Origin of the sequence: Sphingomonas radicis (assembly GCF_051400635.1) — a bacterium.
GTDB lineage: Bacteria > Pseudomonadota > Alphaproteobacteria > Sphingomonadales > Sphingomonadaceae > Sphingomonas.
On record NZ_JBLFFG010000004.1, the window covers coordinates 293644 to 304352 of the forward strand.

Sequence of the window (10709 nt, forward strand, 5' to 3'; positions counted from 1 at the left end):
GGCCGTCCAAACTTATCCATTAGCTCATGAAGGATGCCGCAACCTTCCTTCGGCGTCGCGATAGCGGCCAAAGATTACTTCGAGTTTTCCCCTCTTCGTTGCGAGAGAAGATTAGCGCCCGGACGGACGGGCTGATACACGACTGTTTTCACCCCATATCTACCGCCGATCGCTGCCGAAACCAACGTCGGCTTTCAGATTCGCCGGAGGCTACGCTGAACGGCCGTGTGTGGACCTCGGGTAATCGCGGCGCCGAGTCGAGCTATCAATAGTGCCGCGATCCGGGCGCTTCGGCCCGGTGTTGAGCACCATAGGAGGGTTCGATGCCGCATTCAGTAGGTTTGGACGTGTCACAGAAGACCACGGCGATCTGCGTGGTCGATGCCGAAGGGCGGCGGGTTTGGAGGGGCGCCTGCCCGACTGATCCTGGTCAGATCTCACTGCTCATCGCCAAGCATGCCGGCGCTGACGCGAAGTTGGGCGTCGAGACCGGCGCGATGACGCCGTGGCTTGTACACGGACTGCGCGCCGCTGGTCTTCATGTCGCGGTCCTGGACGCCCGCCGGGTGAAGGCTGCGCTGCAGATGAGGTTGAACAAGACCGACCACAACGATGCGGAAGGGCTGGCGCAGGTAGTGCGGACAGGCTGGTACCGCTCGGTGCACGTCAAGTCGCTGGATGCTCAGCAGGCGCGATCCCTTCTTGGCGCGCGCGCCCAGCTCGTCGGCATGAGGACGCGGCTCCATCTCGCCGACGGACGCAGCCTGCTGGTGACCGCCAATCTCGGCGCACTCGTGCGGTTGGCCGCGCCGCACATGGTGCGGGTGCATCGCAGCTATGCGGTCCATGGCGCGAAGGTCGCGGTGCTGCACCGGGGCGGGCCACTCGCGCTGGCGAACGGCGTGTCGATCCCGGTCGGACGGACCTATCGCGAGGTGCTGACGACATGACCCTCAGTAGAAGGCGGAGCGCGCATATGCCCTGGGGTTGTTCTGAAGGCGTAGAGACAAGCTGCGCCTGAAGGCTAAGCAGTTGATATCTGCCAAACCAGACAGGCTGCAAAGTTCCCTGATCCCAGCCGTTCGGCCTAGTTCAAAGATGCAAGGGACGAACGGCAGCTTTTAGGCTTGGCCGTTCGATGGCTGAATGACCGGTGTTGGGGCGCAAACCCGTCATCTCCGGAGCAAGCTCAGCTAAGTTGCGAACTCAGCTTCTTGGAGTTTGAGATGAGCAAACGGCACCGATCGAAGCCAACTTAGGAAGCGATGCGGCGAAGTCGAATAGGCACAGCCTAATATTAGACGATTTATCTAATATAATCAGATGTCTATAGGAGATAGGCCACCTCAGGGTTCGAATTCCCCGTTGAAATTATTCAATAATTTCAACGGGGAATGGTGGAGCCGAGGGGGATCGAACCCCTGACCTCTGCAATGCCATTGCAGCGCTCTCCCAGCTGAGCTACGGCCCCAAACCCCGGGAAGGCGAGCCCATTAGAAGGGCTCCGCCGGTTTGGCAAGGACGCTGTTGCGCCCTTGCCGAAATTTTACTGCTCGTCGTCGTCGTTGCCGGTCTCGACGCCCAAGTCGTCGTCACCGCCAAGATCGACGTCGTCGTCTGCCGAGGGCTCTTCGTCGTCGGCGACGATGTCCAGATCCTCGTCACCCAGATCGGCGTCTGCCGTCTCGGGCTTCTCGCCATCGGGCTTCACCACCTCGAAAGGCATCGGCTGCTTCGACTTCAGAATCGGCTCCGGCTCCCACGAATAGGAGCAGTTGATGCATGTGACGGGCTCGTCTTTCTGGAGGTCGTAGAAACGCGTTCCGCATTTCGGGCACGCTCGCTTCGTGCCCCATTCCGGCTTCACCATGTGCCGCCTCTTGCCTTTCAACTATATGGATTTCGGGATCAGGCCCCGCAAAGTGGTGGGCGCCTTGCCATAGCGCAAGGCGGCTGTCAAAGCCGCGCGCAATGTCCCACGCTGCGCCACGCCCCCTCACCCTCTCCGCCCGCGGTCCGCTCACCGGTTCGCTCACCGTCCCCGGCGACAAATCGATCAGCCATCGCTCGCTGATGTTCTCGGCGCTCGCGGTGGGCGAAAGCCGGATCGAGGGGCTGCTGGAAGGCGAAGACGTGCTCGCCACCGCCGCAGCGATGCGCGCGATGGGAGCGCAGGTCGAGCGCGGCGACGCCGGTATTTGGCGGGTTCACGGCGTAGGGGTCGGCGGGCTGCTCCAGCCCGCGCAGGCGCTCGACATGGGCAATTCGGGCACTTCGACTCGGCTGCTGATGGGGCTGGTCGCGAGCCATGCGATCACTGCCACCTTCACCGGCGACGCCTCGCTCTCGTCGCGCCCGATGGGACGCGTGATCGAACCGCTGGGGAAGATGGGCGCCGACATCACCGCCAGCCCCGGCGGAAGGCTGCCGCTGATGGTGCGCGGGCTCTGCCCGGCGGTGCCGATCGAATATCGCCTCCCGGTCCCTTCGGCACAGGTGAAGTCTGCGGTGCTTCTCGCCGGACTCAATACGCCGGGGATCACGCGCGTGATCGAACCGGTGCCGACGCGCGACCACAGCGAACGGATGCTGCGCGGATTCGGTGCCGAGCTCCGCGTCGAGGACGGGCCGGACGGCAAGATCATCTCGATCACCGGCGAGGCCGAGCTTCGTCCGCAGCAGATCATCGTCCCCGGCGACCCGTCTTCGGCGGGTTTCTGGATGGTCGCGGCATCGATCGTGCCGGGATCGGACGTGACGATTCGCAATGTCTGCATGAACCCCACCCGCACCGGGCTGCTGACGGCGCTACGGATGATGGGCGCCGATATCATTGAAGTGGACTTACGCGAAGTGGGCGGCGAACCGGTTGCCGACCTGCGCGTGCGTCATGCTCCGCTTTCGGCGATCGAGGTCCCACCCGAGCTCGCGCCGAGCATGATCGACGAATATCCGATCCTGTTCGTCGCCGCCGCATTGGCCCAGGGCCGCACCGTGGCGCGGGGTGCGCACGAGCTGCGCGTCAAGGAATCGGATCGAATCGCGACGATGCGTGCCGCGCTCGAAGCCGTGGGCGTGCGGACCGAGGAATTTGAGGACGGGCTGGCGATCGAAGGCAGTGGCGGCGATCCGCTGCCCGGCGGCGCGCAGATCGCATCCAAGCTCGATCACCGCATCGCGATGAGCATGGCGGTGGCGGCGCTTGCTTCGAGCCGCCCGGTCACGATCGACGATGTAGCGCCGGTGGCGACCAGCTATCCGGCGTTTTTCCAGACCCTTGACGCTCTCACAAACTAGGCTGGTTTGCGTACCATGATCATTGCCGTCGACGGACCCGCCGCATCGGGCAAGGGCACCATCGCCCGCGCGCTGGCGCGTCATTACGGATTGCCGCACCTCGACACCGGGATGCTCTACCGCGCCGTCGCAGCCCTGGTGCTGCGCGCGGGGCTGGACCCGACCAGTGAAGCCGATGCGGTGTCGGTCTGCGAATTCGACAATGCGCTGCTCGACGACGCCTGGCTGCGCACCGACGAAGTGGGCAAGATCGCATCGGTTGTCTCGGCGCACCCGCTGGTGCGCGCCGCGCTGCTCGATCGGCAGAGGAAGTTCGCGCGCCAGCCCGGCGGCGCAGTGCTCGACGGACGCGACATCGGCACGGTGATCGCACCCGAGGCGGAGGTGAAGCTTTTCGTCAAGGCGACGCCTACGATCCGCGCCCAGCGCCGCCATCTCGAGCTTCGCAAGGCGGGGCTCAATTCCAGCTTCGACAAGGTGCTCGCCGACATCCGTGCGCGCGACGACCGCGACGCCCGGCGTGCGCAGGCGCCGATGAAGCCCGCCGACGACGCGGCGCTGCTCGACACGAGCTTCCTTTCGATCGATGCCGCCGTGCAGCGCGCGATCGCGCTGGTGGAGGCACGGCGCGGGGCGAAAACTGCTTGAGCCTCGCAGACCCGCGATCAGTCCGGCAGGCTGAGCGTCACTTCGCCGGAGTGCGGCTCGGTGAAGCCGCGCAGGATCGTCAGCATGCCCTCGGTGCCGAACAGCTGGTACAGCGCGTGGAGCCCGTTTGCGAGATCGCCGCCGAACTGGAACGCGAAGCGATCCATTGCGCAGTTCGCCATGTCGAGCGATCCGCCCGAATAATGGAAGGTCACGTTCTCGAAGGTGCAATCGCGATAGCTGTTGCCGTCGAGCGTGACGGTGACGCCCTCGAAGCGCTGGTTGACGTACTCCATGGATCCTCGAAAAGCTGGGGGTGCCCGTCGGGCGACGGGACGCCCTACTCCGGTGCCCGCCGCTAGGGAATAGCCCCCGCGCACCTTGCCTCTCCGAACCGCCTGCGCTATGTGCGCGCCCGTCCAGCGAGCAGCAGCTCTCGGAGGCTGGCGCAGGGAAGCGATTCCCTCGCGCCCTTTTCGCATTTCATGCGTTGTGCCCTCCGCTTGCCGCCGTTCGCCTGGATGCCGCGGCCGGCATGGGGCCATCGCGGCAATTTCGGCCCAAAGACCGTCGGATCCAACCGACTGGCCGGATAACGTCAATTAGGACCTGCTAGTTTATGGCCACTACGGCAAACCCCTCCCGCGACGATTTCGCGGCAATGCTCGAACAGACCCTCGGTCAGGCGGACGGCTTCGAAGGCCGCGTCGTGATCGGCACCGTCACCGGCATCGAGAATGATCTGGCCGTCATCGACGTAGGCCTGAAGTCCGAAGGCCGCGTGCCGCTGCGCGAGTTCGCCGCGCCGGGCCAGAAGGCGGACCTCAAGGTCGGCGACGAAGTCGAAGTCTATGTCGATCGCGTCGAGAATGCGAACGGCGAAGCGATGCTCAGCCGTGACCGCGCCCGCCGCGAAGCCGCCTGGGACAAGCTGGAAACCGAGTTCGCCAAGTCGGCCCGCGTCGAGGGCGTCATCTTCGGCCGCGTCAAGGGCGGCTTCACCGTCGACCTTTCGGGCGCGGTGGCCTTCCTCCCCGGCTCGCAGGTCGATATCCGCCCGGTGCGCGACGTCACGCCGCTGATGGATATCCCCCAGCCCTTCCAGATCCTCAAGATGGACCGCAAGCGCGGCAACATCGTTGTGTCGCGTCGCGCGGTGCTCGAGGAAACCCGCGCCGAGCAGCGCTCGGGCCTGATCCAGTCGCTGGCCGAGGGCCAGGTGATCGACGGCGTCGTCAAGAACATCACCGATTATGGCGCGTTCGTTGATCTCGGCGGCATCGACGGCCTGCTCCACGTCACCGACCTCAGCTACAAGCGCGTCAACCACCCGAGCGAAGTGCTCAACATCGGTGACACGGTGAAGGTGCAGATCATCCGCATCAACCGCGACACGCAGCGCATCTCGCTCGGCATGAAGCAGCTCGAGAGCGATCCGTGGGAAGGCGCCGCCGCCAAGTATCCGGTGGGCGCGAAGGTCTCGGGCCGCGTGACCAACATCACCGAATATGGCGCGTTCGTCGAGCTCGAGCCGGGCATCGAAGGCCTGGTCCACGTCTCGGAGATGAGCTGGACCAAGAAGAACGTTCACCCGGGCAAGATCGTGTCGACCTCGCAGGAAGTCGATGTCGTGGTGCTCGAGGTCGATCAGGAAAAGCGTCGCATCTCGCTGGGCCTCAAGCAGGCGCAGAACAACCCGTGGGAGGCCTTCGCGGCCGCGCACCCGGTTGGCTCGGAAGTCGAGGGCGAAGTCAAGAACGCGACCGAGTTCGGCCTGTTCATCGGCCTGGACGGCGATGTGGACGGCATGGTCCACATGTCCGACATCGCCTGGGGCATCTCGGGTGAGGACGCGCTCAACCTGCATCGCAAGGGCGAGACCGTGAAGGCGATCGTGCTCGCGATCGAGCCGGACAAGGAGCGCATCTCGCTGGGCATGAAGCAGCTCGAGCGTGGTGGTCCTTCGGCAGCCGTTGCGGCCGGCGCGGGCGACAAGCTCAACAAGAACGCTGTCGTCACCGTGACCGTTCTCGAAGTTCGCGACGCGGGCCTCGAGGTTCAGGTTGGCGAGGACGGCGCGACCGGCTTCATCAAGCGCACCGATCTCGGCCGCGACCGCGACGAGCAGCGCCCCGAGCGCTTCCAGGTCGGCCAGAAGTTCGACGCGATGGTGACCGGCTTCGATCGTTCGAAGAAGCCGACCTTCTCGGTCAAGGCGATGCAGATCGCCGAAGAGAAGCAGGCCGTTCAGCAGTATGGCTCGTCCGATTCGGGCGCGTCGCTGGGCGACATTCTTGGCGAGGCGCTCAAGGCACGCAGCGAGAAGCAGTAAAGTCCCTTGCAGGGGGAAGCGGATGATTCCGTTTCCCCCTGCAAGCCCAGTAATTTACGCCCTTCCTTAAATCTTCTGTTTGATGCAGATTGTGTAAGGATTAGGCGGGCCGGTATCGATCGCCGTCCAGGCGGACCAAGGGAGAGAGCGGATGATTCGATCGGAACTCGTGCAGCGGCTGGTGCAGGATAATCCCGGCCTGTCGGTCCGCGAGGTCGAGAAGATCGTTTCGGTTTTCTTCGACGAGATCGTTCGCCGGCTGACCGAGGACGGTCGTGTCGAGCTTCGTGGCTTCGGTGCCTTCTCGACGCGGGCGCGTGACGGCCGCACCGGGCGCAACCCGCGCACCGGCGAGACGGTGGAAGTCGCGCCCAAGCGCGTCCCCTATTTCAAGCCGGGCAAGGAAATGCGGATTCGCCTCAACGTCTGAGGCGGTCGAAACAGCTCTTCCAAGCATGAATGAGGCCGGAACCGCTTGACGGTTCCGGCCTCATGCGCTTGCTGGACAAATGGTTCGTGCGGACGTGGCGGAACCGGTAGACGCCGGAGACTTAAAATCTCCTGCCCCTCGGGGCGTGCGGGTTCGAGTCCCGCCGTCCGCACCATTTGAACCTACGGGCTGTCGGAATCATCGTCGTCGTCGGTGGCGACGATGATCACGCCGGCGGCAAAGGCAATCAGCGCAAGACCCGCGATGATCGGCGTGGCGGTCAGGTTCTCCGCCTTGTCCGAGGTGGTGGCGGCACGAAGCGACAGCTTCGAGGCCGGAGCCTGTGCGGCAACGGCCGGTGCGGCCGCAAGGGAAATCGCCGCCGCGGCGGTCGCAAGTTTGCCTAGGATACGCGACATTCGACCGTTCTCCTCCTGAGTAACCACAGCGCAAACCTCCCCGATGCAGCTTCGTTCCCCAGAACTTTGTTCCTGCGATGAAACGAGCCCGAGAAACGACCGGCCGTGCGCGTTCTAGGGGTTGGCACCTAGGGGCGTCGCCGGGCATACACTCCTGGCGTCCCTCGAGCGGAAACCCGATGACTCGCATCCCTTACGCCCTTTTGCTCGGACTTGTGCTGGTCCCGGCGGGATGCGGGAGCCCGGGGTTGCGCAAGGACGATGCCCCGGTGGTCGTCAGCGCGATCGGGACGGCGGCTCGGCCGGCCGACCCCAGCGCAGGCCCCATCGGCACGCCGCAGCGCGTGCTGCTGGCCGCAACCGCCCAGGGCCTGGTACGCTTCGATGCGGCCGGGCAGATCGAACCGGGCCTGGCCGAGCGCTGGATCGTGATCGACGACGGGCGGAGCTACATCTTCCGGCTGCGCGAGGCCTATTGGTCCGATGGCGAGCCGGTAACGGCAGCACAGGCGGTGCGGGTGCTGCGCCGCGCCGCTGCGCAGGGAAGCCGCAACGAACTGGCTCCCTTCCTTGCCGTGATCGACGAGATCGTCGCGATGACTCCGCAGGTCATCGAGGTGCGGCTCAAGCGGCCGCGGCCGGATCTGCTCAAGCTGTTCGCCCAGCCCGAAATGGCGGTTTTCGACCGCGGCACTTTCGACGGAAGCGGGCCGTTCCGCCGTCAGGCCGGCAGGCGCAGCGTCATGCTTCAGCCGATCCCTCCGCCGGGCCCGGACAATGTGGAGCCTGCGCCGGAGGAGACGGTGCGACTCTTCGGCGAGCGGGCGGCAGTTGCGATCGCCCGTTTCCGGGCCCGGGCCTCCGATCTCGTGCTTGGGGGAAGCTTCGTCGATTGGCCCATCATGGCGCAGGCGGCAATCGCGCCAGCGAATGTGCGGATCGATCCGGCGGTGGGGCTGTTCGGCCTCGCAGTGACGAACAGGCAGGGCTTTCTGGCCGACCCCGCCAACCGCGCCGCGATTGCCATGGCGATCGACCGGGCAGCAGTCCTCCAGACGATCAAGGCCGAATGGTCGCCGGTGGAGACGCTGCTCCCCGCCCAGCTCGATTCGGCCTCCCCTGCCGCGCAGCCCAACTGGGCCGGATTGGCGCTCGATGTTCGGCGGGAAACCGCGCGCAGCAGAGTCGCGGGCTGGCGCCGGGTGCATCCCGAGCCGCTCGTGATCCGCATCGCCCTGCCGGCCGGATCGGGCGCGACGCTGCTGTGGGCGCGGCTCGCCGAATCGATGCTGCGGATCGGCATCCAGCCCGAGCGCGTCGGGCTCGACGATCGCGCAGACCTCCGCCTGATCGACGCGGTCGCTCCCTATGACAGCGGCCGCTGGTTTCTCGCCACCGCTTGCGCCGCCTGTTCCGACGAGGCCCGCCAGCTGATCGAGGCTGCCCGCGACGCCCCCGACCTCGCCTGGCGCGCCCGGCGCATCGCCGAGGCCGACGCCATGCTCACTGCCGACTCAGTCTATATCCCCCTCGCCCAGCCGCTGCGCTGGTCGCTCGTGGCGCTCCGGCTGAGCGCTTGGCAGGGGAACGCCCGTGCGTGGCACCCGTTGAACCACCTGCGAAACGAAACGGAGTAGAAGGTGGCGCGACCGACACGAATCAATTCCGGGGCCCATGCGGGCGTGAAGGGCCTGCCGCTGGGCAAAGGCGCCGCCGATGTCCGGCGCCGGGTGGAGGCGATGGAGAAGCTGCTCGAGCGTAGCTTCATGATCCCCGGCACCAACCAGCCGGTGGGACTGGACGTGGTGCTGAATCTCGTCCCCGGCGTCGGCACCACGGTCGCGGCCGCGATGGGTCTCTATATGGCCTGGGAGGCGCGCAACCTGGGCATGTCCAAATCGGCGATGGCGCGGATGGCAGGCAATGTTGGGTTCGACTGGCTGCTCGGGCTGATCCCCTGGGTGGGCGCGATCCCGGATTTCTTCTTCCGTTCGAACACGCGCAACCTGCGCATCATCAAACGGCACCTCGACAAGCACCCCCCCTCCACGGCGACTATCGATCATCCGTAGAACCGGCCGAAACCGGGGAACTGAGGGAAAGTTGCGCATCGCTCCGGCGATGCGAGTTTTGACTCTTTTATCGGAAACGCGATCCATCACGTAATATTATTACGCGCTGCTCGTGCCTCTATCGATATGTCAAAGAGCCGCCAGCACGAGGCTGAGAACGGAGCCAAGCAGGCGAAATCCTATTTTGCAAGCCTGCAACGCACCAGTCCCGTTCGCCCTGAGCCTGTCGAAGGGCGGCCATCCACGAGCGTTACGTTCGACCGACCGCCCTTCGACAAGCTCAGGGCGAACGGGGTTGGTACGTCGCGAGCTATCCTAGCGCCAGACCGCCCCAGTTGAAGCAAGCGCTTCAGGCGGGCGCGAAGTCGAGGCCGATGTCGGCGGCGGGTGCGGATTGAGTCAGGCGGCCGACGCTCACATAGGTCACGCCCGTGCCAGCGATCTCGGCGATGGTTTCGAGCCGGACGCCGCCCGAAGCCTCTGTCGGTACGCGACCGGCAACCAGCGCCACTGCTTCGCGCAGCACCGGCGGCGGCATATTGTCGAGCAGCAGGTGCGTGGCGCCGGCTTCCAGAGCGGGCGCGATCTGATCAATCCGGTCGACCTCGACGATGACGCGCGCGATCCCCGCCGCCACCGCGCGCCGCACCGCCTCGCCGATCGATCCAGCAACTGCGACGTGATTGTCCTTGATCATCGCCGCGTCCCACAGGCCCATGCGATGATTCTCGGCGCCGCCCATGCGGGTGGCGTATTTCTCGAGAATGCGGAGGCCCGGCAGCGTCTTGCGCGTGTCGAGCAGCGTCGCGCCAGTGCCGGCGATCCGATCGACATAGCTGCGCGTGAGCGTCGCGATGCCGGACAAATGCTGGACGGTGTTGAGCGCAGAGCGCTCAGCAGTGAGCATCGCCCGCGCCTGTCCTTTCAGCCTCAGCAGATCGGTGCCGGCGGGGACACGGTCGCCGTCCTCCACCAGCCGCTCGATCGCCACGTCAGGGTCGAGCGCGCGGAAAAAGGCTTCGGCGATCGGGAGCCCCGCGACCGTGATCGCATCGCGGCTGTCCATCACGCCAGTGAAGACGGCGTCCGCGGGGATCACCGCGGCGGAAGTGATGTCGCCCCGGTCGCCGAGATCCTCGGCGAGCGTGGAGCGGACGAAGGCGTCGAGATCGAACCGGTTTAGGACAAAGGACATGCCGCTTCCCTAGACCAAGCCATCGTGCAGTTGAACCGGGAGCGCAAGATGTGAGTCTCTCGATATAACCTCGTCGTCACCCCGCCCTTGTGCCGGGGTCCACTTCGCCTCACCGGCCGCCATGGAGCCTCCGCGCCCGTCCTTGTCTCCCGGTGGGCCCCGGCACAAGGCCGGGGTGACGGTTGGGTCTGGGGGCGCCCGAACGGCAAAAGGGCGCCGCGGGTATCCGCGACGCCCCTTTGCTCGTGGCTGGGCCGGTCAGGTCAGAACGAAGCCCAGTCGTCGTGCGCAGCGCCGTTGCCGTTGGGCATCGTGC

The 10709-nt window shown here is 65.6% G+C and carries 11 protein-coding genes and 2 tRNA genes; 8 read left to right on the forward strand and 5 right to left on the reverse strand.

Annotated elements, in window-relative coordinates:
- Positions 1-323 precede the first annotated feature (323 nt).
- Positions 324-950, forward strand: coding sequence for an IS110 family transposase (locus ACMGDH_RS15600; protein WP_436828890.1), 627 nt, complete (start codon positions 324-326; stop codon positions 948-950).
- 445 nt (positions 951-1395) lie between these two features.
- Here the strand turns inward: ACMGDH_RS15600 and ACMGDH_RS15605 are convergent.
- Positions 1396-1471, reverse strand: a tRNA-Ala gene (locus ACMGDH_RS15605).
- Between the two features lie 75 nt (positions 1472-1546).
- A complete protein-coding gene (locus ACMGDH_RS15610; RefSeq protein WP_436828891.1) occupies positions 1547-1870 on the reverse strand; it encodes a TIGR02300 family protein in 324 nt (107 codons plus the stop codon).
- A gap of 101 nt (positions 1871-1971) precedes the next feature.
- Here ACMGDH_RS15610 and aroA point away from each other — a divergent pair, with 101 nt between their 5' ends.
- Both aroA and cmk read left to right on the forward strand, forming a co-directional pair.
- Positions 1972-3297, forward strand: coding sequence for a 3-phosphoshikimate 1-carboxyvinyltransferase (gene aroA / locus ACMGDH_RS15615; RefSeq protein ID WP_436828892.1), 1326 nt, complete (start codon positions 1972-1974; stop codon positions 3295-3297).
- 15 nt (positions 3298-3312) lie between these two features.
- The gene (cmk, locus tag ACMGDH_RS15620; RefSeq protein WP_436828908.1) at positions 3313-3945 is read left to right on the forward strand and encodes a (d)CMP kinase; all 633 of its coding nucleotides are present in this window, start codon (positions 3313-3315) and stop codon (positions 3943-3945) included.
- A gap of 17 nt (positions 3946-3962) precedes the next feature.
- On the opposite strand, the gene ACMGDH_RS15625 is transcribed toward cmk, so the two are convergent.
- Positions 3963-4241, reverse strand: coding sequence for a hypothetical protein (locus ACMGDH_RS15625; RefSeq protein ID WP_436828893.1), 279 nt, complete (start codon positions 4239-4241; stop codon positions 3963-3965).
- Positions 4242-4564: 323 nt separating this feature from the next.
- Between ACMGDH_RS15625 and rpsA the strand changes: the two genes are divergently transcribed.
- The 3 genes from rpsA to ACMGDH_RS15640 all read left to right on the forward strand — a co-directional run bounded on the left by rpsA (position 4565) and on the right by ACMGDH_RS15640 (position 6882).
- Positions 4565-6277, forward strand: a complete 1713-nt coding sequence (gene rpsA, locus ACMGDH_RS15630; protein ID WP_436828894.1) for a 30S ribosomal protein S1 — start codon at positions 4565-4567, stop codon at positions 6275-6277.
- 151 nt (positions 6278-6428) lie between these two features.
- Complete coding sequence (locus ACMGDH_RS15635) at positions 6429-6707, forward strand: integration host factor subunit beta (RefSeq protein ID WP_436828895.1); 279 nt, start codon at positions 6429-6431, stop codon at positions 6705-6707.
- Positions 6708-6795: 88 nt separating this feature from the next.
- Positions 6796-6882, forward strand: a tRNA-Leu gene (locus ACMGDH_RS15640).
- Between the two features lie 7 nt (positions 6883-6889).
- On the opposite strand, the gene ACMGDH_RS15645 is transcribed toward ACMGDH_RS15640, so the two are convergent.
- Positions 6890-7126, reverse strand: coding sequence for a hypothetical protein (locus ACMGDH_RS15645; RefSeq protein WP_436828896.1), 237 nt, complete (start codon positions 7124-7126; stop codon positions 6890-6892).
- A 248-nt stretch (positions 7127-7374) separates the two neighbouring features.
- Between ACMGDH_RS15645 and ACMGDH_RS15650 the strand changes: the two genes are divergently transcribed.
- Positions 7375-8763 carry an ABC transporter substrate-binding protein gene (locus ACMGDH_RS15650; protein ID WP_436828897.1) on the forward strand — a complete coding sequence of 463 codons (1389 nt, stop codon included), beginning with the start codon at positions 7375-7377 and terminating at the stop codon, positions 8761-8763.
- Between the two features lie 3 nt (positions 8764-8766).
- Positions 8767-9198 carry a DUF4112 domain-containing protein gene (locus tag ACMGDH_RS15655; RefSeq protein WP_436828898.1) on the forward strand — a complete coding sequence of 144 codons (432 nt, stop codon included), beginning with the start codon at positions 8767-8769 and terminating at the stop codon, positions 9196-9198.
- Positions 9199-9547: 349 nt separating this feature from the next.
- Here ACMGDH_RS15655 and nadC read toward each other — a convergent pair whose 3' ends face one another.
- Positions 9548-10393, reverse strand: a complete 846-nt coding sequence (nadC, locus tag ACMGDH_RS15660; protein WP_436828899.1) for a carboxylating nicotinate-nucleotide diphosphorylase — start codon at positions 10391-10393, stop codon at positions 9548-9550.
- Positions 10394-10709: the final 316 nt, after the last annotated feature.